This window comes from Hymenobacter sp. YC55 (genome assembly GCF_029433095.1).
GTDB lineage: Bacteria > Bacteroidota > Bacteroidia > Cytophagales > Hymenobacteraceae > Hymenobacter.
In genome coordinates this window covers 2,065,398-2,086,605 of the sequence record NZ_JARNTX010000001.1, presented here as the reverse complement: position 1 = coordinate 2,086,605, position 21,208 = coordinate 2,065,398, and the positions used below count along the sequence as shown (strand labels likewise).

Annotated in this window: 25 protein-coding genes and 1 tRNA gene; 14 read left to right on the top strand and 12 right to left on the bottom strand. The window is 54.9% G+C overall.

All coding sequences use genetic code 11. The annotated features are described in order from the left end of the window. Positions 1–89: 89 nt before the first annotated feature. The 4 genes from pnp to P1X16_RS08890 form a co-directional block, all read right to left on the bottom strand. Complete coding sequence (gene pnp / locus P1X16_RS08905) at positions 90–2,252, bottom strand: polyribonucleotide nucleotidyltransferase (protein ID WP_277229519.1); 2,163 nt, start codon at positions 2,250–2,252, stop codon at positions 90–92. A 186-nt stretch (positions 2,253–2,438) separates the two neighbouring features. Beyond that, positions 2,439–2,714 (bottom strand): 30S ribosomal protein S15, encoded by a 276-nt coding sequence (gene rpsO / locus P1X16_RS08900; RefSeq protein ID WP_277227608.1) that lies wholly within the window; start codon positions 2,712–2,714, stop codon positions 2,439–2,441. A gap of 189 nt (positions 2,715–2,903) precedes the next feature. Then, on the bottom strand, positions 2,904–4,337 hold the full coding sequence (locus P1X16_RS08895) for an LptF/LptG family permease (RefSeq protein WP_277227606.1): 1,434 nt from the start codon (positions 4,335–4,337) through the stop codon (positions 2,904–2,906). A 110-nt stretch (positions 4,338–4,447) separates the two neighbouring features. Beyond that, the gene (locus P1X16_RS08890; RefSeq protein WP_277227603.1) at positions 4,448–4,861 is read right to left on the bottom strand and encodes an START-like domain-containing protein; all 414 of its coding nucleotides are present in this window, start codon (positions 4,859–4,861) and stop codon (positions 4,448–4,450) included. Positions 4,862–4,995: 134 nt separating this feature from the next. Between P1X16_RS08890 and P1X16_RS08885 the strand changes: the two genes are divergently transcribed. After that, positions 4,996–5,069: transfer RNA gene (locus P1X16_RS08885), tRNA-Met, on the top strand. 279 nt (positions 5,070–5,348) lie between these two features. Next, complete coding sequence (locus P1X16_RS08880; protein ID WP_277227601.1) at positions 5,349–5,585, top strand: hypothetical protein; 237 nt, start codon at positions 5,349–5,351, stop codon at positions 5,583–5,585. Positions 5,586–5,761: 176 nt separating this feature from the next. On the opposite strand, the gene P1X16_RS08875 is transcribed toward P1X16_RS08880, so the two are convergent. Beyond that, positions 5,762–5,950 carry a hypothetical protein gene (locus tag P1X16_RS08875; protein WP_277227599.1) on the bottom strand — a complete coding sequence of 63 codons (189 nt, stop codon included), beginning with the start codon at positions 5,948–5,950 and terminating at the stop codon, positions 5,762–5,764. Between the two features lie 91 nt (positions 5,951–6,041). Between P1X16_RS08875 and P1X16_RS08870 the strand changes: the two genes are divergently transcribed. The 10 genes from P1X16_RS08870 (at position 6,042) to P1X16_RS08825 (ending at position 12,959) form a co-directional block, all read left to right on the top strand. Then, positions 6,042–6,359: a hypothetical protein gene (locus P1X16_RS08870; RefSeq protein ID WP_277227597.1), complete on the top strand. Its 318-nt coding sequence runs from the start codon at positions 6,042–6,044 to the stop codon at positions 6,357–6,359. Positions 6,360–6,380: 21 nt separating this feature from the next. Next, entirely contained in the window at positions 6,381–6,644 is a 264-nt protein-coding gene (locus P1X16_RS08865) for a hypothetical protein (protein WP_277227595.1), read from the top strand. 14 nt (positions 6,645–6,658) lie between these two features. Next, positions 6,659–6,916, top strand: coding sequence for a hypothetical protein (locus tag P1X16_RS08860; protein ID WP_277227593.1), 258 nt, complete (start codon positions 6,659–6,661; stop codon positions 6,914–6,916). Positions 6,917–7,002: 86 nt separating this feature from the next. After that, the gene (locus tag P1X16_RS08855; RefSeq protein WP_277227592.1) at positions 7,003–7,419 is read left to right on the top strand and encodes a hypothetical protein; all 417 of its coding nucleotides are present in this window, start codon (positions 7,003–7,005) and stop codon (positions 7,417–7,419) included. Positions 7,420–7,500: 81 nt separating this feature from the next. After that, entirely contained in the window at positions 7,501–9,072 is a 1,572-nt protein-coding gene (locus P1X16_RS08850; RefSeq protein ID WP_277227590.1) for a T9SS type A sorting domain-containing protein, read from the top strand. Positions 9,073–9,664: 592 nt separating this feature from the next. Beyond that, on the top strand, positions 9,665–10,036 hold the full coding sequence (locus P1X16_RS08845; RefSeq protein ID WP_277227589.1) for a hypothetical protein: 372 nt from the start codon (positions 9,665–9,667) through the stop codon (positions 10,034–10,036). Positions 10,037–10,064: 28 nt separating this feature from the next. Continuing rightward, the gene (locus P1X16_RS08840; RefSeq protein ID WP_277227587.1) at positions 10,065–10,388 is read left to right on the top strand and encodes a hypothetical protein; all 324 of its coding nucleotides are present in this window, start codon (positions 10,065–10,067) and stop codon (positions 10,386–10,388) included. Positions 10,389–10,865: 477 nt separating this feature from the next. After that, entirely contained in the window at positions 10,866–11,264 is a 399-nt protein-coding gene (locus P1X16_RS08835) for a hypothetical protein (RefSeq protein ID WP_277227586.1), read from the top strand. Between the two features lie 154 nt (positions 11,265–11,418). After that, on the top strand, positions 11,419–11,937 hold the full coding sequence (locus P1X16_RS08830; RefSeq protein WP_277227584.1) for a hypothetical protein: 519 nt from the start codon (positions 11,419–11,421) through the stop codon (positions 11,935–11,937). Between the two features lie 14 nt (positions 11,938–11,951). Beyond that, on the top strand, positions 11,952–12,959 hold the full coding sequence (locus P1X16_RS08825; protein WP_277227582.1) for a patatin-like phospholipase family protein: 1,008 nt from the start codon (positions 11,952–11,954) through the stop codon (positions 12,957–12,959). A 106-nt stretch (positions 12,960–13,065) separates the two neighbouring features. On the opposite strand, the gene P1X16_RS08820 is transcribed toward P1X16_RS08825, so the two are convergent. Next, complete coding sequence (locus P1X16_RS08820) at positions 13,066–14,178, bottom strand: FUSC family protein (RefSeq protein ID WP_277227580.1); 1,113 nt, start codon at positions 14,176–14,178, stop codon at positions 13,066–13,068. Positions 14,179–14,459: 281 nt separating this feature from the next. On the opposite strand from P1X16_RS08820, the gene P1X16_RS08815 reads away from it, so the two are divergent. After that, entirely contained in the window at positions 14,460–15,023 is a 564-nt protein-coding gene (locus P1X16_RS08815) for a transporter substrate-binding domain-containing protein (protein WP_277227578.1), read from the top strand. After that, positions 15,020–15,982, top strand: a complete 963-nt coding sequence (locus P1X16_RS08810; RefSeq protein WP_277227576.1) for a cation diffusion facilitator family transporter — start codon at positions 15,020–15,022, stop codon at positions 15,980–15,982. The genes P1X16_RS08815 and P1X16_RS08810 overlap by 4 nt, the downstream gene beginning before the upstream one ends. A gap of 54 nt (positions 15,983–16,036) precedes the next feature. Here the strand turns inward: P1X16_RS08810 and P1X16_RS08805 are convergent, their stop codons facing one another. The 6 genes from P1X16_RS08805 to P1X16_RS08780 all read right to left on the bottom strand — a co-directional run bounded on the left by P1X16_RS08805 (position 16,037) and on the right by P1X16_RS08780 (position 21,205). Then, entirely contained in the window at positions 16,037–17,005 is a 969-nt protein-coding gene (locus tag P1X16_RS08805) for a bestrophin family ion channel (RefSeq protein ID WP_277227574.1), read from the bottom strand. Positions 17,006–17,097: 92 nt separating this feature from the next. Further along, positions 17,098–18,042 (bottom strand): SdiA-regulated domain-containing protein, encoded by a 945-nt coding sequence (locus P1X16_RS08800; protein ID WP_277227572.1) that lies wholly within the window; start codon positions 18,040–18,042, stop codon positions 17,098–17,100. A 46-nt stretch (positions 18,043–18,088) separates the two neighbouring features. Further along, entirely contained in the window at positions 18,089–18,373 is a 285-nt protein-coding gene (locus tag P1X16_RS08795; protein WP_277227571.1) for a hypothetical protein, read from the bottom strand. Positions 18,374–18,480: 107 nt separating this feature from the next. After that, the gene (locus P1X16_RS08790) at positions 18,481–19,860 is read right to left on the bottom strand and encodes an ATP-binding protein (RefSeq protein WP_277227569.1); all 1,380 of its coding nucleotides are present in this window, start codon (positions 19,858–19,860) and stop codon (positions 18,481–18,483) included. Beyond that, the gene (locus P1X16_RS08785) at positions 19,861–20,538 is read right to left on the bottom strand and encodes a response regulator transcription factor (protein ID WP_277227567.1); all 678 of its coding nucleotides are present in this window, start codon (positions 20,536–20,538) and stop codon (positions 19,861–19,863) included. A 145-nt stretch (positions 20,539–20,683) separates the two neighbouring features. Continuing rightward, positions 20,684–21,205 (bottom strand): hypothetical protein, encoded by a 522-nt coding sequence (locus P1X16_RS08780; RefSeq protein WP_277227565.1) that lies wholly within the window; start codon positions 21,203–21,205, stop codon positions 20,684–20,686. Positions 21,206–21,208: the final 3 nt, after the last annotated feature.

Sequence of the window (21,208 nt, the reverse complement as noted above, 5' to 3'; positions counted from 1 at the left end):
CTGAAATAAATGAGCATCTGAAAACCCTTTCTGCGGGTATCAATTAATTGCTAGCAACGTACTGATACCCGCGAAAGTTCGACGGTTTGTTATTGAACTGTACCGTTCTGTTCGGTCGCCCGTTCTGGCTTCGGGAGAAGCACCTTGCGCGACAAACGGTACTTGCCCGTTTTCTTGTCGATGTCGAGCAATTTCACGTCTATCTCCTGGCCTACTTCCAGCACGCCTTCAAGAGCCGACAGACGCTCGTGCGATACTTCCGAGATGTGCAGCAGACCATCTTTGCCTGGCATAATCTCCACGAAAGCACCATAGGGCTGAATGCTGCGCACTTTGCCTTTGTAGGTTTCGCCCACTTCTGGCGTGGCCGCAATGGCCTGAATCCGGCTGATAGCAGCCTGCATGTCTTCCTTGTTGGAAGCGTAGATGCTCACGTGGCCTTTCTCGTCCTTCTCTTCGATGATAACCGTGGCATTGGTATCCTTCTGAATCTGCTGGATAACCTTGCCGCCAGGCCCGATAACGGCCCCGATATACTCTTTATCGATGAGCATCTTGTGCGAGCGGGGCGTATGAGGCTTCAAGTCGGCCGCCGGGGTGTTGATGGTTTTGGCCATCTCACCGAGGATGTGCAACCGGCCTTCGCGGGCCTGATGCAAAGCAGCCGTCATGATTTCGTTGCTCAAGCCCTGGATTTTGATGTCCATCTGGCAAGCAACAATCCCTTTCTCGGTGCCCGTTACTTTGAAGTCCATGTCGCCGAGGTGGTCCTCGTCGCCTAGAATGTCGCTCAATACAGCGTAGTCGCCAGTTTCCTTGTCTTGCACCAAGCCCATAGCAATGCCCGAAACGGCCGCACGAACTTTAACACCAGCATCCATAAGTGCCAGCGAGCCGGCGCATACTGTAGCCATCGACGAAGAGCCGTTCGACTCTAGGATGTCCGACACAATGCGGATAGTGTAGGGGTTTTCTTCTTCAGCAGGCAATACCCGCTTCAACGAGCGCATAGCCAAGTTGCCGTGGCCAACTTCGCGGCGGCCAGGGCCCCGGTTTGGTTTCACTTCGCCGGTCGAGAAGGCCGGGAAGTTGTAGTGCAGCATAAACTTGCTGTAACCTGACTGCATAGCCGAGTCAATGATCTGCTCGTCCAGCTTGGTACCCAACGCTACCGTAGTCAACGATTGGGTTTCGCCACGGGTGAACAACGACGAACCGTGAGCACCGGGCAGGTAGTTGACCTCCGACCAAATTGGACGGATTTCCGTGAGTTGACGACCATCGAGGCGCGTGCGCTCCTTGATCATCATGTCGCGGATTGCTTTCTTCTCAGCCGAGCCGTAATAACGGCCAAACATTTTCTGGTCAAGCTCCGGGTTTTCAGCCAGCAACTCCTCTAGCAATGGCTTCTTAATAGCCCCGAAAGACTCTTTGCGGCCGGCTTTGCTGGTGTTGCCTGACTTAGCAACCTCGTAAGCCTTCTGATAGACAGCTTCAGTGATACGCTGCTTCAGTTCCTCGTTTTCTTCGTACTTCGGATACTCGCGCTTTACGTGCGACTTCTCAATTTCGGCAGCCAGTTCGCTTTGTACGCGCACCTGCTCCTTTATTGCTTCGTGCGCGTAGGCAATGGCTTCTACCATTTCCTCTTCGCTCACTTCGTTCATTTCGCCTTCCACCATGGCCACCGAATCGGCGGTAGCTCCTACAATCAGGTCGATATCAGCGCGGGCAATGTCAGCCGTCTTAGGATTGATTTGCAGCTTACCGTCGATACGGGCAACCCGTACTTCTGAAATAGGACCGGCAAAAGGAATATCGGAAACCGACAGGGCAGCCGAAGCGGCCAAAGCGGCCAGTGCATCGGGTTGCACTTCTTTGTCGGCCGAAATCAACGTAACGAGTACTTGTACTTCGTAGTGATAGTCTTTAGGGAACATGGGGCGCAGAATGCGGTCTACGAGGCGGCTCACCAAAATCTCGTAGTCGGAAATGCGGCCCTCACGGCGCTGAAACGAACCGGGGATCTTACCAGCACCACCAAATTTTTCCTGGTAATCAACGGATAGTGGCAGGAAATCCACGTCGCCGCGCGAACTCGGCTGCGATACCACCGTAGCCAGCAGCATGGCATCGCCGAGGCGCACCACAACGGCGCCGTCGGCAAACTTGGCCAGTTTGCCAGTTTCAATGGAAATCTGCCGGCCATCCGGCAGAGTAATGTGTTTGGTAACCGCGTTGTAGTTGGGCATCATCTATTTGCTTGGAAGCGACAGCGGGCGAGCAGCCGAAAAAACAGGGCCTGCAACGGCCCTACTTTGCTCTAAGGAATATACTTTGGAATATAACAGCGAGGGCAAGGAAAAGGTACCCAACCGATATAAAAAAGAGCAGGGAACCTTTCGTTGCGGAAAGGCTCCCTGCTCCAGCGGGGCGGGTTACTTACGAATACCCAGCTCCTTGATGATGGCACGGTAGCGGTTGATGTCGCGGTGCTGGAGGTAATCCAACATCCGGCGGCGCTTACCAACAAGTTTCAACAGACCCAAACGGGTCGAGAAGTCCTTCTTGTTAACCTTCAAATGCTCCGTGAGGTGCGTGATGCGGTGCGTGAACAGCGCGATTTGAGCTTCGGCCGAACCGGTGTCGGAGGCCACTTTTTGCAGGCTATTTTTTTCGAAAATGGCCTGCTTTGCTTCGGTAGTGAGTTTCATCGGCAGATAGGTTTCCCCGTCTTGGATATAAAAATGAAAAGAAAATATCACCCCGCACCTCGGGGTGGCCGCAAAGGTACGAAAAATAGTTACTGCTTGCTCGTTTTCACCAACAAGTTACAGGTATGCAGTTGCATGAAAGCAAGTGGAACAACTTTCTGTGATTAGAAAGTTGCCCCACTTGCTTGTTTATATGCTCCGCTTATAGCCTCGGAAAGGCCAGCGAATCTTGGCGGGCAGCTTATCCCACAGGTTCCATTCCCACAGGCCAGCATCGTTGCGAGCTTGGTAGAGGAAGAAAAGGCCAAAAGGCAATAGAATCATAGTAGACATCCACATGCCAAACCCTACCGACATTACTCCTTCCCGGCCATACTTCTCACCGATAATCGAGAAGATATAATAGATGATGAAGAAGAGAATGGACACCAGAATAGGAACGCCCAGACCACCTTTTTTGATGATGGCTCCTAATGGCGCCCCAATCAGAAACATCAGCAGGATGGCAAACGACTGCACGTATTTGCGGTATACTTCGATGCGGTAGTTGCTAGATTCCTTAGCCAGATTCGCTAGTCGCTCGCCGGTGCTACCAGCAAAGGCGCGCACGTTGCGGGCTCGGTTGGTAGCTTGTTCGAGCGTACTTACGCTTACTACAGGCAGTTTAGTAGCCGGCACCTGCAACTGCTCCACCCGCCGGTTGGCAGCTCGGCCAGTAGTATCGAAGCGCAAATACGTGTAATAAGGCGACACCATGCGTGGTACTAGGCGCTGCTCGGATCGTAACCGATTTTGTAGAGAATCGATAAAGTGTTCGAGCTGGCTCACGTTCTTCATCATCTTGTTGTCAGAGAAGAGCTCTTCTTTGGTACGGTTGAGGTCGAAAGAAGCCAGCGGGAACGTAATCATATTGCGGCTAAAGGCCTGCCGAATAAAGCTAGCCCCCGCGCGGTTATTAGCATCAGGCTGCTCTACGTAGCTTTGACCCCGGAACAACTCCAGGCTTAGGTACTCCCCTCCGAAACGGGTAAACATGCGGCCCGAATCAGCTAAAATTACCCGCATTGTGCCTGAGCCTTGCGTATGGTCATAAATCATGACCCCCATCAGGATGTCGCCATCTTCGCCGAGCTTGTCGTTGACTTTGATGGTATAACCCGGAATACCGTTGTAGAATACGCCCGGCCGAATATCAAGCGCCAACTTCTGCTGGCGCAAATCCCAAAGCAAGCTATAGGCCTTCAGGTTGGCCCGGGGCACAATGGCATTGTTGAACCAGAATGCAAATCCAGCCAGCAGCAAACTCGTCAGCAGGACGGGCCGCAAAATGCGCGTAAGCGAAATTCCAGAAGTTTTGATAGCCGTCAGCTCGTGATGCTCGCCGAGTGTGCCAAATGTCATCAGAGACGAAAGCAACACGGCGAGCGGCAACGCAACCGGCACCATCAGCACACTGAAGAAGAACAGCAGCTGACCGATAATATCGAAGCCTAAATCTTTGCCAACTAGGTCATCGAGGTACTTAAGCATGTATTGGGTAAGCAGAATAAATTCCACTACCGCAAACGTGAGTAGAAATGGACCGGCAAAAGCCCGTAGGATCAACTTATCGAGTTTTTTCATGCTTACGCTACCAATGGTCCCGACGTGGGATCATTCCTTGAAAGAGCCGCGGGACAACGAAGATACTACGTGTTTCGCGTGTGCTCAGTGTTCGTAAGCGAAAACCGCAATTAGCCCCCTACCTGTTCCCGAAGTTTCTGGGCAAGTCCTTCCCACATTTCCTGAAGCTCCTCTTCGTCGGTTTCTTCTGAATAATCCATTACCCGCAGGTACACCTCCTGAGTTAGTTGCGATTCCTCTAAGCTAAAGTCCAAAAAATTTGCATCGGGCGTAGGGCGCTTGTTCCCATCAAGAAATACGAACCGTACGGAGCGGTTGGTGCGATGCGAATTCATTTCAGCGTAGTGGGGCTGATTGTCCCAAATGAAATTAAAGCGGTGGTCCTCATCAATTCTCACGTCCTGACAAAACCATTGTGACAAGCCAGAAGCGGAAGCCAAGTAGGGATACAGAATCTTCGGAGACGCATTAATAGGAAACTCCACCGTGAAGCGGTGTTTGCGACGGGTAGCGGAAAGGGGCATAACAGAACAAACTAAAACCAATTTTACCGACACCCCGAGGAATGTCGGACAGGAGCAATATACACGGCTTTTTTTTCAACGTGGCGCTTGCACAGAAACAAATATAGTTGCTACCTTTGCGGCACCAAAAACCCGGCGGGGTAGCTCAGTTGGTTAGAGCACAGGATTCATAACCCTGAGGTCACGAGTTCAACTCTCGTCCCCGCTACAAGAAAATGCCTCTCTATTCCAGGGAGGCATTTTTCGTTTTCTCAGGGGACACTTTAGGGGACAGCGCATTCTTTATCCTGCTCTTAGCGCCCAGTTCCCTCCTCCACTTCTACTGCTATAGGGAGTGCTTTGAGAACGTCAAGCTCTAATGCTACATAGGGCTCGCAAACAAGCTTTAGGCATCGAGAACGAGATTATCTATCCATAGAGCGTAAGGAATGGCCGTATTTTTGCTGACCTATTATCTATCTGTATCGCTTATACCATCCTTATGCATATGCTCGCTTCCCCTACCCTCGATGCTGCTATTACCAACCGCTACCACCTTTTTACAACGCTTGTCGGCGTGGTTGCGAATCGGCACCAAGCGTATCTCAACGAGCACGCCCTTCCGATTGACTTCTGCTATACGCTGGAGTTGAATGAGGGCAAGGCACGGATTGAAATTGAGCGGTGGGTGCCATTGAATCTTAGCAGCGAATTATATCAATGCTTTGCCAAAAGCTTTAAGTAAGAAGTAAGCGCTGGCATCTGCTAGAGCTTAGATATGAAGCTTCCCAGGCTTAATTTACTTAGGCTTGCGCGGTCAAGGCGGGCTTATCACCGCCAATAATATCTCCTTTACTCTACTATCTATTCCTGTTGCTCCTAGCCTGACGCTGCAGCCGGGTGGCTGGTAGGCCGAATTGACTACGTATAGGAAAACGGCAAAGCACGCGCTTTGCCGATGAAGCGGCCGTCCTCAACTATCTCCACTCGCTGGACTGGGAAGTACTGCGCCAAGGTGTGAAAGAAAACAGACGCTTCTACTTGCTCAAACACCGCACTTCCTAGCAGCGCGTGCGGCTGCGAGGCTAACCCGTGATAAAGTAGGGACAATTCTAGGTGCTAGAGTGGCTACTAACACAAGCACATTGCCTATCTGAAGTATTTGAATTAACTTAAATATTACCACACTTAGCTATTTTATATGGTTCTTACGGCTACCCTTCGCCGCGTGGCCTTGCGCTTGCAAGGTCAAAGCAGCACCTTCTACTCTCCTGCCAATCAACAGTATCTACTAAGAACCGTGTCGGCGACCCTCACGGCGCTGTTTCCGTTCTATCCCGACCAGCTCTCGCCCCGCGAGCACGACCTGCTGTGCCACCTGGCCTTGCTCGAGCAACAACTGGCCGTGTTGCCGCCGCAGGCGCACGCCGAGCTGGCCACCTGGCAAGCGCTGCACCGCTCGCTCCAGGCGCACGTCACGGCGGCCTTACCGGAGCCCGTCCTGGTGGCTGCTTTCTAGCACTGAGCTTTTTCCAGTTCCATGCCCGCTTCCCATAACACGTTCTGCGCGTTGCCGCTGCGCCAGCAGATGCACTTGGTGTGGACCGACGGCACGTTTATGGCCGCCCGTCGCCTCCCCGATCAAGTCGTCGCCCTCTACTGCCTCTACGACTTCTTCTGCGAGGTCTGCTACGACCACGCCATGGAGTACGTGCTGCGCACCCACTCCTTTTCCACCACGCCGACCTTCGACGACTACGCCGACCCCATTACGTTAAACGACCTGCTGGATCTGGAATCGTAAGCGCAAAGCCGCTTGTGCCCCGCACAGCACCTGGTCCCGACCAGCACGCCCTGCGGAAGATTCTTGCCGGCACCATCACCGAACTACAGGCAATTTATCCCGACGAGCTACCCTATCCGCACCGGGTGCAGTTGCTGCACCACCGGAGTTTGCTGGAAGAAGTATTCAAAGCCCAGCGCGAGCAAACCTCGCCTAAGTGGCCACACCTGCACGATTCGCTGCTCGCCTCCATTGCCGCCACCCTCAACAACGAAGCAACCGCGCGCTCGTAAGCTAAACAGTTGCTTGCTCTTGTTTCTTGCGCGCCCGACGCTGCAACCAAGTGGCGGCGAACAGGCTATCTTTTCTACCCTGCGCTATGACCACCGAACTGTCTGACCTCACGGGTCGAGTGTATGCCACGCTTGAATACGATGCCGCGAACAAGTGGGTGGCCTGCACGTGGCTAGGGGCCCAAAGCAAGATGAACGTGTTGCAAGGCTCGAACGCCTGCATTGCGCTGCTCCAGCTACACGCTTGTAGCTGTTTGCTCAACGATAGTCGCCAGCTCATCGGGATCTGGAGCGCTAAAGCGACGGATCTGCTCGTTGCGCACTGGGCCCCGCGGGTCATCGAGGCCGGCTTAACGCACGTAGCCACGGTCGCCTACCCCGATTCGACGGCGGCCCTCTACGCCGAGTTCATGGAGCTCAACCTGGAGGGCCGTCTGCACATGCGCCTTTTTCATCACCTCGCCCCGGCCCAGCAGTGGTTACAAACTTGCCAGGCCTGCTAATAACCGCTCTGCGTATAATCTAGTGTGACACTAGCAAAGCTGGTGCAGGCGATCTGCTATATTTGATTTTTCCTTTACTATATGACAAAACAAGTACTTTCTTTATTACTTGCCTCGGGCTTACTACTCACGGAACTGCCGCATTTTGCCAATGCTCAAACGGCTCCTATTAAACAATGGGATAAAACGTTTGGGGGTAGTGGCGGAGACGAAGCTAAAAGCTTGCAGCAAACCCGTGATGGGGGCTATATTCTAGGCGGTTTTTCCAACTCCCCTGTTAGCGGTGACAAAACGCAAGCCAGCCAGGGCCTGGAAGATTACTGGGTCGTGAAAGTGGATGTGAATGGTACCAAACAATGGGACCGTACCTTCGGCGGTAGGAGCATCGACGTATTGTTGGAGGTAGAGCAAACCAGCGATGGGGGCTATATCTTGGGCGGCTCGTCCAATTCTCCCATCAGCGGGGATAAAACGCAAGCCAATCAAAGGGAGTCTGACTATTGGGTGGTCAAGCTCGATGCCAACGGCATAAAACAATGGGACCGCACCTTTGGCGGCCTTTTGAACGATCAGCTCTCTAGTGTACGAGCCACCCCGGATGGCGGCTGTATTCTAGGAGGCACGTCCTTTTCGTTTCCGGCTGGCGACAAGACTTTGTCCGACTACTGGATAGTCAAAGTAGATGCCAGTGGGAACAAGCAATGGGACCATACCTTTGGGGGGCAACTCATTGAAACCCTGTATGACGTACAGCAAATCCGTGATGGGGGCTATATCCTAGGCGGCGATTCATTTTCGCCTAGCAGCGGGGATAAAACGCAAGCCAATCAAGGCGTATCGGACTACTGGGTCGTGAAAGTGGACGCGAATGGTGTTAAACAATGGGACCGCACCTTTGGCGGCAGCAATACGGATCGCTTGCGCGCCCTGCAGCAAACCAGTGACGGGGGCTACTTACTAGCGGGCTATTCAAACTCCCCCTTAAGCGGCGACAAGACCCAAGCGAATCCAGGCGGTCTTAATTGCTGGCTACTTAAACTAACGGCTGATGGCACCAAAGTCTGGGATAAGACCCTTGGTGGCGCCACAGTAGATTATGCGTATGCTGTCAAGCAAGCTAGTGACGGCGGCTACGTCGTTTGCGCTCTTTCTAACTCTCCCATGAGCGGCGACAAAACCCAGCCTAGCCAGGGAGATTATGACTACTGGCTTTTTAAGGTGGATGCCAACGGCACCAAGCTTTGGGACCGCACTATCGGGGGCAGCGGCACTGATTTAGTGGACGCCTTAGCTTTTACCAGCGACGGAGGCTTTCTGCTAAGCGGCCATTCCACCTCGGGCATCAACGGCGACAAAAGCCAAGCCAGCCAAGGCTTCTCTGACTACTGGCTGGTCAAGCTCGGCGCGGCTCCTCTGGCCAGTTCATCGGCTAAATCTGCTGCTCCCCTGACGGTCTCTCCCAACCCGACCAGCAGCCAACTCACCCTGCACGGCCCTGCTGGCACGCCCTACCAGCTGCTCAACCAGCTCGGCCAGGTGGTGCGCTCGGGAAAGATATCCGCCCAGCCGCTCGACGTGCAGGCCCTGCCCGCCGGCCTCTACCTGCTGCGCGATGCCACTAGCGGCCGCACCAGCAAGCTCGTCAAAGAGTAAGCCGATGGCCGGATTTGTTTCTGGCCAGAGAACCAATCTTTTTTGTCACAATTTTATCACAAATCTCCTCTAAAATTGCCTGCTTTCGGCAGTAAAATATGCCTATACTGCACAGAAATAGGCCTGCTGCGGAGTGGTCACTAATTCAACTCTCGTCCCCGCTACAAGAAAATGTCTCTCTATTCCAGGGAGGCATTTTTCGTTTTTATTAAGGACATATCAGGAGTCAGCATATTACATAGATGCTGCAATACTAATCGTTTAGTCTCCACACTCTATCTTTACTGTAGTGCTTCAGTGGCTTTGAACAGCCTAACTCTTGAACACTCGTCTATCCTTATAACTCTTCTGCTTATTGCTCAAGCTATGCATACACATCGTCTGCAGAGCATTACGTTCCACTATTCTTCACTACTTATCTTACAATGTAGTCTCACTATGATTTCGCGAATAGTGGACCACTTGCAGCTGAATTAAGCTAGGCTAAATCAGTTACGGGTCTCCCATCGATAAAATCTGGGACTTACCCGACACTCATAGTCTACTATCTTATTCCCTAAATTTAGCTTGCTTTTACTTTAACCTCCTATCTATGCATGCAACTCTACTGTTCCAGCTCCGGCAAAATCTAGAGCGCCTGTACGCGCAGCCTATTCCCATCGACAAAGCTGCCGACCAGCTCGCTCTACGTATGATGCTGGCCTCGACTATTCGTCATTTACGCGCCCTGCACGCTTATACACCGGTGTCATTGCAAGACACCCTGCGACTGCGACGTGTCACCCTACTAGAACAAGAATCGCAGGCATTGGCCCCTCCCGGCAAAGTGGCTCTAGGCACGTGGAACCTGCTGCACACCTACCTCAAAGAGACAATTGAAGCCGCCTTAAGCGATGCCGCTGAAAGTTACTTTCACGCCGAGAGAAGCGAGTTGCTGCGGGCCGAAGAGCACCAGCTGCGCTGAGCACCCGATGCCGTATTTCTCCCTCCTAATGAATCCTGTTATTCCACAACTCCAGCAGACACAGCAGCGGCTGCTGAAGCTGCGGAATACCACCACGTATGCTATTGAAGATCAGCACGCGCTGCGAGAAATGTTGGTCACCACCATTCTGGAGCTGCAGGCCCTCTACTTCGATACCGTCTCCTCGACTCAACGCATCCGCGTGCTTCATTATCTGAGCGTACTCGAAGAAGAAATACCCTTGTATGCTTCTTCGCCTGACGTTTCCGCCTTGAACTGGCAGCATCTGCACGAGTCGATCCTTGCCTCAATTGAATCCACGCTATACACACAAGTCAGCGATGCGCCGTGACGCTCGCCGCTGCTTACATGACCTTATTCTTAACTATAGCTACATTTTGGGGCTGATCCTACTCGGGCATTAGTGACGACAAAACTCAGCTTGGTTAGAATGGCTATGACTATTGGCCAGTCAGTTTCGGCTCCGCTCCCTTAGCCAGCTCATCCCCAACCGCTACTGCAATAACTCTAACTGCTTTCCCATTCCGGCTACCACTTCCTTCACTCTGAGCGGGCCTCGCGCAAGACCTTACCCAGCTGCTAAATCAGCTTGGTAAGGTCTTGCGCGAGGCCCGCGTCAACGCCCAGCCGTTGGATGTGCAGGCTCTGCCAGCAGGCCTCTACCTGCTCCGCGACGAGGCTAACGGCCGCACGATCAAAATCGTCAAGGAGTAATTCCAATTTTATAGATCTGCCTCTTCCCAGTTACTGCTGAGTGAACTGTCCAAGTAACTACTTAGCACTATCCTCGCTACTTCTTTGATTCGTCATGAAATACTTCTTCCCACTCTTCTTGCTAAGCGGTGCCTTGCTTACGACAGCTTGTGACAAGGAGGATCCCGAGCCCACCCTACTCGGCCGCTGGAACGCGGAAAGCACCACGGGCTATAACTACTCGGCAACCGGACAGTTTATTGATCAGCAAACAATAGAAGAAAAACGCTTTTACTTGCTCGTAACCATAGATTCGCTCCGCTACCGCGACATTCGAGATGGCAGTTCTTGGGGGAGTGCCGTCTACACCCGCCAGGGCAACACCATTAAGTATGGTAATGCCGAGGCGACCATTACTGAGCTGACGGACCACAGCCTTACCCTGCGCTTCAAAAACGTAAACAAGGTCCCGAACACGCCCTACCAGGAAGTAGCTGACCATTACGTTCGCTAAACCATTCGCCAATTTTCAGCCCGGCGGGAATCGTTGAATCCCGTATAAGCGGTTTAGCAGTTCTGATAGGTTTGCTTAGCAGGCTGGCCCGGCCTATTAGTTGTTAGCTTCCTTCGGTGGGAACTCACCAGTACTTATAGAGAGTAAGATTAAGATGGCGAAGCACGTGCTGGGGGTTTTATGGGCTTTTATTATTGCGCATAGCGTTGTAGCGCAGGAAATGCCGAAGGGTGCTACCGCGCTATCGGTAGAAATTGGGCAAGGGTTTGCGCGCCCGCGGGGCGGCCCAGAGCTGTACTTAGCTACCGGGCAGCTCGCTTGGCAGAGAACTATTGTGCCGGAGCAATTACGGGCTGGTCTGGTGGGCGGCATTTTTCACCCAGGCTACCAAATCGGTGGCTTGGCAGGTGGGCGCGTCACGCTCAAGGTTTTCCAATTACCGTCGGTGCTGCTGAGCAAAGCAGGCCATGTGCACGTACTGGTGGAGTATCTGCCGGCGGTGTACACAGCCTCCACTCACTGGCGGCAATGGGTGGGCGGGGGCATCGGGGTAGAAACCAGTAATCTGCTAGGCGTGGTCGTCAAGCTTCATCGTGACGTTCGCACGCCTACTACGTATGGGCAATTGGCACTTACCTACAATTTGTTACACAAGTCGCCTCCCGATTTGTAAGCGCGCAAAACAGCATGGCAAAAACTGCTTTAGTAGTGAGTGGCGGCGGTTCCAAGGGGGCCTTTGCCGTTGGGGCGTTGCAGTACATCAATCAGCACGTGCAGCCCCTCACTAGCTTCGACTTATACTGCGGTACTAGTACGGGCTCCCTCATCGTGCCCTTGGCTGCTTGTGGCGAAATAGCCTTGCTAGAGCAGATGTATACCACCCTCCGGCAAGATGAGCTGGTTAAGCTTGGCGCCATTGGCAACCTCGTAACGGGTATCTCGCTGCACGACGCAACGCCCCTGAAAAACCAAATTGACACGGTACTTACCCAGGCTCGTTACGACCAACTACAAGCTAAGGCTACCCAGTTGTTTCTGGCTACCGTGTGCTTGCAGACGGAGCGGCTGGTCTACTGGAGCACCCGGGCGGCGGCCGCTACTCCGCACTATGATGTAGAGCGGATCCAAAACGCAACCGATCTGCGACGGGCTATGTTGGCCTCGTGCTGCCAACCCGTGTTTATGCAGCCAGTAGAAGTGCGAAAAGGCGCCGTACCGGTGCGCCAGTACGTAGATGGAGGAGTACGAGAGGCCACGCCTCTGCAAGCGGCTATTGATCAGGGGGCCGAAACGATTTATGCCATTACGCTTAATCCCGAGCAGACACCGGCCGATAATACCACGAAAACAAGCGCTATTCAAGTTCTGGAACGCACCATCGATTTGTTTAGCGAAGACGTAGGAGCCAACGACTACCGGGTTGCTCAACTTTACGAGCGAGGAAACCGGTACGTACAGGCCATTCGCGCCACACTTTTAGCCCGCGGCGTGTCTCAAACGGTAATCAATGAAGCCCTGGCAACTCCTGCCAATCCTTTTGCAGGAATGGCGGTAACTAAGATCCACGAGATACGGCCGCAAACCAAGCTGAATGAAGGCGGCCCCGGCGGCTTGACGTTCCAACCCGCCGCTATGCAGGCCATGCTACAAAAGGGCTTCGCGCAAGCAAAAGCGTATTTCAGCGCCATAGCGTGACGTGGGCCATACTCCGCTACTTTCTCGTAGCCTTGCAGGTAGCGCACCGCTTCGGTCCACAGGCTTCTATCCTAATGTGTTGAAGGTAGGCAGGCTCTCTGAGTACTTACGAACTAGTATTTGGTGTTGCTGAATCAGCATTTCGTTTCGCCCTCAGACGCCGCAGCCACTCGCCCGCCCAGAATATGGCTAGGGCAATGCCGGCGCCCAGAAGCGTATCGAGCAGGCGGCCTTGCACAGTCACCAGCGTACTGCCGGCATGACCTATGGTGGAGTTGGTTAAAGCCAGCGGGGTGATGAAGAGCAGCGCCAGCGCATAGTTGCGGGCCACTACCACTTCCGTAGCCGCCTGCAACAGCATGAGCAGCGCCACCACTCCGAAACCTATGGGGCGAAAAAACGCCACTAGTTCAAACAAGCCAATACCGAGCAGCGTACCCACCACCCGGTGCACTGCCCGGATAGAAGTCAGTTTTCGTGAGGGACTGGATTGCAGCACGGCCACGGTCGATAGCACCACCCAGTAAGACCGGTACGCTCCCAACGGCCGCCCAAGCAGGCTTGCCACCGCTACCGCAACGACTACCCGCAGCACCATGGCGGCCGTATCGGCGTCGAAGCTGAAACGGGGGAACAGCGTGCGCAACCCGGATGGTGAGCCGTGTCGGCGCCTAACCGACGGCCACGCCAGGGGCATAACGACAACCAGGTACGCCAGCGCCGAGCCCAGCGCTACCAGCCCGATGAGGGACCCGCCTGGCAAGCCCGCGCCGCCGAGTTGCCGGGGTGTAGCCAGGTGCCCACTAACGGCCGCCACGAGCACAAACATCAGCGGGCCGGGTGGCCCGAGCCGGACCCCTAGCGCCCCGGTACTCGCCAAAGCACTAACTACAATCAATGCCACACTCGTCAGCCAATGATTGCCCGCGCACAACACTCCCACGGAAGCAGCCAGCACCAAACCCGCTGCCACTAGCGGCAGCAGGTGCATCCGGTCGCGCCGGTTTAAGCTGGCTCCATAAAGGGCCGTGAAAGCGCCCAACGCAGCTTGCATTCCCCAAGGCTGGTGACCTAGTGCCGTGAACAGGGCCAGGGGTAAGCCCAACGCTAGCCCGGCTTCTACACCCACTTTCCAGCGCCAAGGAGCTGGGTGCAGTTGGAGTAAGCTCCCAAGTGCCCGTCGGGTGCGCGGGACATAGCGTTGTACCAGAGTTTTCATGCAGTAACCACTTATTGTAACTCTATGCGGCCCATTCACCGCTGTTACTCTACGTTCTTCCCCTAGTTAGGTACGCAGTTTCTGAATGCAGGCAAGGTGCTTCACGGTGTACAGCGTAGCTACTAGCTTGATAAGAACTATCCACTTCACACGATGAGCTTGTACCCGCCTTTTGAAGCGCGAGTTGTTACGCGCGAGGCTGGGCCGGCTGGCAACCCAAGGCCAAGGTCCACAGTACAGCGAAAATCTTCTGCTCGTGTTCAGGCTTCGTTTTATTGCACATGCTCTTGCCAATAGGTAACTACCACCCTACCCCAACTTCACTACCACAAAGCGTTGTTCGCCGGCCACCGCGCAGCCACCCGTTTTCCGCGTGGCGGGCTTTGCGAGAACTGCTGTGGGTTGCTTTGCTGCCCCTGCTAGGCTGCGACGGTTTTCCCAAAGACCCGGAACACACGCTAGATCAAGTGCGCAACGGCACGCTGGTGGTAGGCTACTCCGAAAATCCGCCCTGGGTGGTGAAAACGACAGGCACGCCAACCGGCCCCGAAGCTGAACTGGTTGAAGCCTTTGCTCGGACCTTATCGGCGCGGGTGCAGTGGCGCAACGACACCGAACAAAACCTATTTGAAGCGCTAGAGCGCCGCCAAGTGCACGTAGTGGTGGCTGGCCTTACCGACCAGAATCCCTGGAAGGAAAAAGTGGCCTTCACGCGGCCTTACATGGAAGTAGGTAAGGAAAAGCACGTACTGGCATCCATTCAAGGGGAAAACGCCTTTATCGTGGCCTTAGAACGTTTCCTTCATCAGCAGGAAGCAGCCCTGCCCCCATCGGTGCAACCGTGAAACAGCTAGTCAAATTTGAATACCCGCCCGAGCTAGTCCCGGCGTTTCGGCAAGCCAAGCGCTTGGAATGGCTCACTATTGCCTACCTGATCAGCACGGCCGCCCTTATGTACCTGACCATGGGCCAGTCGCAGGCTATGAAAACGGCTTGGTTTGAGGACCTGCTGAGTTTAACCCCGGCCGTTTCCTTCCATATCGCAACGCGCGTTATTCTACGGTCGCCCAACGAAGATTTTCCTTATGGGTATCACCGGGCCGTAAGTATTGCCTACTTGTGCAGCTCGGTGGCGTTGTTTGCAGTAGGAGGCTTTCTGCTGATTGACTCGGCCACTACCCTGCTCAAGGCCGAACACCCTACTATTGGCACCGTGGTCATTGCCGGGCACCAGATTTGGCTAGGCTACCTCATGATTGCGGCTCTGTTGTGGGGCACTTTTCCGGCACTGTACTTAGGCAAGAAAAAGTTACCCCTGGCTAAACAGCTACACGAAAAGAACCTGTACGCCGACGCCGAGATGAACAAAGCCGACTGGATGACAGCGGCGGCCGCAATTCTAGGCATCTTGGGCATTGGTATGGGCTGGTGGTGGGCCGATGCTGCCGCCGCCATTTTCATAGCTTTCGATATCGTGCGCGACGGCTACACCAACCTGCGGCAGGCTGTATTCGACTTAATGAATCAGGCCCCTAAAACCGTGGACGATCAGCAGCCCGATCCGCTGCTAGACCAAGTACGGCGGACACTAGCGGCACAACCGTGGGTGAAAAACTTTTCCTTCCGGCTGCGGGAGGAAGGGCACATCTACTTGGGCGAAGGCTTTGTGGTACCCACCGAAGACAACGAGCAACTCGCCCAACAACTAGAAGATACAGCCCGGCAAATTGAACGGCTGGATTGGCGAATTCACGAATTCATCCTCACGCCCGTTCGAGAGCTGTCGGAGCAGGAAAGCGCCTGACAGCCTAAAAGAGGTTGCAGTTGGTCGTTTACCAGAACCTAAAGCAGAGAGGCTTTAATACAGCACATCCTCGATGGGCTCTAGCTTGCCGGGAAGCACCGTCTCACCGAGCATCTCCCGCAAATCAATTTCGATGGTGCGGCAGAGCGCCGTCATCGGCACGTCGTTGACGCCATTGTCGAACGGGTTTTCGCTGGTATGGCCGACCATTTCGATAGTGGTGAATACCCACGACACCAGCACCGAAAACGGCACCGTGAGCCACATATGGTTGGCGCCGAGCTTTTCAAATTCGCCTACTAGCCCCAGCGGCAACAGGGTAGCAAACAGCCAGACAAACAGGAAGCTGTAGAAAGCGTACTGGCGCGGGAAAGGCGTGTTTTTGATTCGTTCGCAGGCGCCTTGCAGGTTGTAGAGTTCCTGCAAAGTATTCATCATGCTCACATGCTGAAAGTCGTTGAGCAGGCCTCGCTCCTCGCGCAGCATGCGCAAAGCAGCCGCCTGCTGCCGCAGCAAGTGCACTGGCGGGTTTTGCCGGCGTTGGGTCTGAGCTGATTCGGTGGGTTCCAGAAACGGCGCAACATCACTGCTCCATAAATCAGGCTGGCGGCGAAGCTGCAGACGCAGGGCATTCACCCAAGCTACGTGCCGGTACAGCAGTTGCTGGTGCCGCTGGCTTAGCTCGCTGGCCGAGGCAGCGGGAGCCTCCACATCGGGCGCGTCCACCACCGACGTAACGTATTCCAGTGCCTGCATCGACCAGGTGCGGCTGAAGTTTATGATGCCGCCCCAGATCTGTCGGCCTTCCCAGAATCGGTCATAGGAGCCATTGTTTTTGAAGCCGATATAGAACGATACGGCAATGCCAAGCGTGGCCAGCGGCTGCCAGGGCACCGCCAGCCACCGCATATGCAAGGGCCCGTACAGCAAGCACACCAACGACGAAACCAACGTAAAAAACAACACGCGCCGCCAGGCAAAGCGCCAAATCAGGCACCAGCGAATACTTTTACGAACGTACATAAGCAGGGAGGTTTAAGCCATCAGCCATTGGGCCAGAGCGGCGCGGCTATGTGCTGGCACGTAGCCGTGGTAGTTCAAGTAGAAAACGCTTACTAGGACTGTGAACGAAACAGGTAAATAGTAGCCTGGCCGGACTTCTTACCGGCCTCGGTGGCGATGTACAAGTCTCCGTTAGCCGCAAAGGCTAAGCCTTCGGGTTGCGGAAACAAGGCCGCCGGCAAAGACTGTACGGCCACCAATTTGCCTGCCTCGTCTAGCTCCACAAGGCCGTTCTGGTGTGCCGACAGCACGAACACGTGGTGGGTGAGCGGGTGCACGGCCACCGCCGACGGGGCAAATCCTTTGCGCTCGTCTTTCTTCTTACCCTTCTTGCCGGATTTTTTCGCGGGCTCTGACTGGCCGGGCTCGGCGGCTACAATAGCAGGTACATCAAGCACGTAAGCAGGAACGGCCTCTGCTTGAAAGGTACCGGCTTGCAGTCGGTAGATGGCGCGTTTGGTGTCCGGCAGGTCGGCGCCCGGTTCACCTTTGCAAGCCACGAGCAGGGTTTTGGAGGCGGCATCGTAGGCAAGGCCTTCGGGCTCGTTGGCGAAGGTTAGGCCTGTTTTGTATTCCTGAGTGCCAGTGGTGGTATAACGAAAGAGCGTACCGTCGCTGCGCAAGATAAACCAGTCGTTGCCCACCCGCGCCAGGTCTTCGTAGTCGCCGTTCTGGCCAAAGGAAACCACCTGCTCAACTTGCTTTTCAGCTAGGTTGTACTGGTAGAGGTTGCCGGTTTCGTCTTCTACACCCGTAATGTGAGTGGCCCCGCTCAGGGCAATGCCCGACAGCTCGGCCAGCTCGGAGGGCATGGAATACGTAGCAGTGGGGCTGGAAAAGTCGTACCCCATACGAGCCAGCGCGGACGCCGGCGCGGACCGAAGTTGGCCTACCGTGCGGGCGGGAACTACCGGCACCGTGGCCAAGGAAGCAACGTGTGTAGTTGGCGTGCTGCACCAGTTAGTGAATAGCAGCAAGGAAAACAGCAGGTTTTTCATGGTATGAAAAGCAAAAAGAAGGTGGTAAAGCCCGCCGTGCGGGTGGTTAGAAGCAAGTGGAGAGGCTGTCGGTGGCCAGGTGGTTAGTCTGACAGGCGGCTAGTTGCTGGCGCGTTTCGCGTAGCTCTTCCGTCAGAGCAGCCCAGGACCGGTCATTGTCGTTGTCGTCCTCATCGTCCTCGTTTTCTTGCACCATTTGGCCGGAGGCCGGAACACTCGCAGACTGATAGCGGGGCGTAAGACAATACAAGTTGATGCCCACTGAGAGCACCAAGGCCAGGACGAGTAGCCACAGCGGCAACGGGCTAGCAGAACGGGAGGTGGAGTGCATGCGGTATTGCATTGGTAGACCACAAAGGACCACCCGCGGCATTAACACCGTCTGACTACCACATTAAAAAAGGATGAACGCGCCGGCCGTTTTATCTCAGTCACTCCTTACAGCGCTGGCAGCCGGACCACCACGCGCGTGCCCTTTCCTTCTTCTGAATCAATAGAAAGCTGGCCGCCGTGCACCTGCACTATCTTTTGAGTAATGGCCAACCCTAGGCCGTAGCCGGGCTTGTCGCGGCCGTTCTCGCCGCGGTACAGGGGTTCGAGCACGCGCGCTACCTCGTGGGCGGGCAGGCCCGGACCGGCATCGGTTACTGTGAGCTGCACCACCTGCGGGGTTTCATAGCCGAGCATCACTCCCACGGCCTGATCGGAGTATTTGCAGGCGTTGTCGAGCAGGTTGAGCACGGCCGTGTGCAAAAGCTGAGCATTACCGCGCACCCCAAAGGCCACTTCAACTGCCTCGGGCCAAGCCCCAAACTCCACCTGCACCGTGCGCCCCGGATAACGGGCCGAACAGGCATCTACCGCTTGCAGCACAATGTCGTCGAGGGGAGCTTGGGCGCGACGGAAAGAAGTATCATCGGCTTTGGCTAGGGCCAGCAGGCCGTTGGTGAGGTCGATGATTTTCTGAATTTCTTCCACCGCCGAATCTATGCTTTGCTTGGCGGCGGGTAGCTCGGTATCGTAGGCGGAAGCTGTTTCCAGCGTGCCAAGTACGTTGGCCAGCGGTGTGCGCAATTCGTGCGAGGCGTGCGAGAGGAAGCTTTTCTGTGCCTCAAATGCCTGCTCTAGGCCGCCTAGCATTTCGTTGAATGTCATGGCGAGCTGCGCAATTTCGTCGCGGCGGTTGCCTTCGTTCACTCGTTGGCGCAGGTTGGTGGCCGTTATGCCTTTCACCTCGGCTACCATGCGCGAAAGCGGCTTGAGCGAACGGTCGGCAAAATACCAAGCGGCGCCAATAATCAAGACCAGCGCCCCCAAATTGCCGCCGAGCAAAATGGAGCGTAGCGTGTCGAACTCTCGCCGGCCGAACTGGTCGCGGCCGGCCACAAAAATCAGGTACGACTGCCCGTGGGCGCGGTACAGCATGCCTAGGGTTTCTATTTTACCCTTCTGGAAGCGGGCTGGTTTCTTACGCGTAATCTGGCTGAAATACGTGGTATCCTGCGTGGGCACGCCTTCGTCTTCCTTTTCCTCGGCAATATGGAACACGAGCCGGCGCTGCGGATCATAGATGCTGATGCGTTCGTTGTGCATGGTCAGCAGGTCTTTCTTGCGGAAGCTGCGCAGCACCTGCGGCCGCAGGTTGAGGCGGCGAATCAGCAAGCTGGCGGTTTGCTCGGCCTTGGCTTCGAGCCGGTGGTAGAAGCGTAACTCGCGGGCTCGGGCGCTGTAATAGTAGATGAAAGCCGTCAGACAGAGCTGAATGGCTATCACCAGGGCCATAAACCGCAGAATCAGCTTGTTCCGGATCAGCATCATTTATTCCTCCCGCAGCACGTAGCCCATGCCCACCACCGTATGAATTAGCTTGGGCGTGAAGCCTTTATCGAGCTTGCGCCGCAAGTGGCTGATGTACACGTCGATGACGTTGGTGTTGGTGTCGAAATCCAGTTCCCATACTTTCTCGGTGATATCGACGCGGGAAATAATCTTGCCTCGGTTTAGCAGCAAGTATTCTAGCAGAGCGTATTCCTTGGCCGTCAGGCCGATGCGCTGGCCGCCGCGGGTAACGGTTTTGCTTTCCAGATTCAGTTCCAAATCTGCCACCCGCAGAACGCGCTTCACCGCCGACTGGTCGGCGCTGCGCTTGGTGAGGGCCCGGGTGCGCAGCAACAGCTCCTGAAACTTGAAAGGCTTCACCAAGTAGTCGTCGGCACCGGCCTCGAAGCCGAGCACCTTATCTTCCAAGCTGTCGAAGGCGGTCAGAAACAGCACGGGCACGTGCGCATTATCGGCCCGGATCAAGTCGCAGAGCGCAAACCCGTTGATGTAGGGTAGATTGACATCTAGGATGATAAGGTCGTAGGCGTGCTGCCGAAACAGCGACAATCCCATCTGCCCGTCGTAGGCTACATCCAGGTCGTAGCCCTCGTTTTGGAAGCCTTTCTGAATGAAGGAGGCCAGCTTCGGTTCGTCTTCAACCAAAAGTAATTTCATGCTAATTATTCAAGGCACTGTAGCCCTTGAACTGTGAATCAGCCGTTGGGTTGCTTGCCAACCCCACAAATATCAACCGCCGGAAGCTGTTACGCTTCTGGGCCAAGAGCAGCGCGAGTACACATTGCCGCTCTACCCTACTCCTCTAAACGTTTTGCGGGGCGGAACGCAGGGAATGGATGGAAACGAACGGCGGCACTTGAAACAAGTGGGTTAAGATTTCACCCGTCGGCTCCGGTACGGCGGCTTCTTCCGAAACCAACAAGTAGGGCGCAATAGTGTCGTGCCAGAGTAGCGGCTCGGAGTAGAAGTTGATGGCTACCTGGTGCCGGGCCTGGTCGAGCAGGTCGGAATTGATAATCTCGAACTGAAATTTAGTGAAAGGCAGAAAGTGCCGGCCCTGGTTGTTAAGCACATCGGGCACCAGGCCACCTAGCTGCTGCAAGTACCCGCGCACGGCAGCACTCACCAGAAAGTGCAGCTTTTCAGCTCCCGCCGCATGCTGCAACAGTTCGCCAAACGTGCGGTACTGCCGCTGCTGGTTGAAGTACTGCGCCTGCAACCGAAACTCGGCGTATGTATCGTTGAAAACCAACTTATCCCACGGGCGGGTGGCGCTGGCATCGATGATTTTGCGGTAGCTGACAATGATAATTCGCTCGGCCATAAC

What these genes read in the sequence shown, in the direction of transcription:
- P1X16_RS08835 (WP_277227586.1), top strand. Translation starts at nt 10,866, where the DNA reads ATGAAATACTTCTTCCCACTCTTCTTGCTAAGCGGTGCCTTGCTTACG.
- P1X16_RS08800 (WP_277227572.1), bottom strand. Translation starts at nt 18,042, where the DNA reads ATGAAAAACCTGCTGTTTTCCTTGCTGCTATTCACTAACTGGTGCAGC.
- P1X16_RS08780 (WP_277227565.1), bottom strand. Translation starts at nt 21,205, where the DNA reads ATGGCCGAGCGAATTATCATTGTCAGCTACCGCAAAATCATCGATGCC.
- P1X16_RS08785 (WP_277227567.1), bottom strand. Translation starts at nt 20,538, where the DNA reads ATGAAATTACTTTTGGTTGAAGACGAACCGAAGCTGGCCTCCTTCATT.
- rpsO (WP_277227608.1), bottom strand. Translation starts at nt 2,714, where the DNA reads ATGAAACTCACTACCGAAGCAAAGCAGGCCATTTTCGAAAAAAATAGC.
- P1X16_RS08805 (WP_277227574.1), bottom strand. Translation starts at nt 17,005, where the DNA reads ATGTACGTTCGTAAAAGTATTCGCTGGTGCCTGATTTGGCGCTTTGCC.
- P1X16_RS08825 (WP_277227582.1), top strand. Translation starts at nt 11,952, where the DNA reads ATGGCAAAAACTGCTTTAGTAGTGAGTGGCGGCGGTTCCAAGGGGGCC.
- P1X16_RS08840 (WP_277227587.1), top strand. Translation starts at nt 10,065, where the DNA reads ATGAATCCTGTTATTCCACAACTCCAGCAGACACAGCAGCGGCTGCTG.
- P1X16_RS08865 (WP_277227595.1), top strand. Translation starts at nt 6,381, where the DNA reads ATGCCCGCTTCCCATAACACGTTCTGCGCGTTGCCGCTGCGCCAGCAG.
- P1X16_RS08830 (WP_277227584.1), top strand. Translation starts at nt 11,419, where the DNA reads ATGGCGAAGCACGTGCTGGGGGTTTTATGGGCTTTTATTATTGCGCAT.
- P1X16_RS08820 (WP_277227580.1), bottom strand. Translation starts at nt 14,178, where the DNA reads ATGAAAACTCTGGTACAACGCTATGTCCCGCGCACCCGACGGGCACTT.
- P1X16_RS08870 (WP_277227597.1), top strand. Translation starts at nt 6,042, where the DNA reads ATGGTTCTTACGGCTACCCTTCGCCGCGTGGCCTTGCGCTTGCAAGGT.
- P1X16_RS08890 (WP_277227603.1), bottom strand. Translation starts at nt 4,861, where the DNA reads ATGCCCCTTTCCGCTACCCGTCGCAAACACCGCTTCACGGTGGAGTTT.
- pnp (WP_277229519.1), bottom strand. Translation starts at nt 2,252, where the DNA reads ATGCCCAACTACAACGCGGTTACCAAACACATTACTCTGCCGGATGGC.
- P1X16_RS08790 (WP_277227569.1), bottom strand. Translation starts at nt 19,860, where the DNA reads ATGATGCTGATCCGGAACAAGCTGATTCTGCGGTTTATGGCCCTGGTG.
- P1X16_RS08850 (WP_277227590.1), top strand. Translation starts at nt 7,501, where the DNA reads ATGACAAAACAAGTACTTTCTTTATTACTTGCCTCGGGCTTACTACTC.
- P1X16_RS08845 (WP_277227589.1), top strand. Translation starts at nt 9,665, where the DNA reads ATGCATGCAACTCTACTGTTCCAGCTCCGGCAAAATCTAGAGCGCCTG.
- P1X16_RS08895 (WP_277227606.1), bottom strand. Translation starts at nt 4,337, where the DNA reads ATGAAAAAACTCGATAAGTTGATCCTACGGGCTTTTGCCGGTCCATTT.
- P1X16_RS08815 (WP_277227578.1), top strand. Translation starts at nt 14,460, where the DNA reads ATGCTCTTGCCAATAGGTAACTACCACCCTACCCCAACTTCACTACCA.
- P1X16_RS08795 (WP_277227571.1), bottom strand. Translation starts at nt 18,373, where the DNA reads ATGCACTCCACCTCCCGTTCTGCTAGCCCGTTGCCGCTGTGGCTACTC.
- P1X16_RS08880 (WP_277227601.1), top strand. Translation starts at nt 5,349, where the DNA reads ATGCTCGCTTCCCCTACCCTCGATGCTGCTATTACCAACCGCTACCAC.
- P1X16_RS08855 (WP_277227592.1), top strand. Translation starts at nt 7,003, where the DNA reads ATGACCACCGAACTGTCTGACCTCACGGGTCGAGTGTATGCCACGCTT.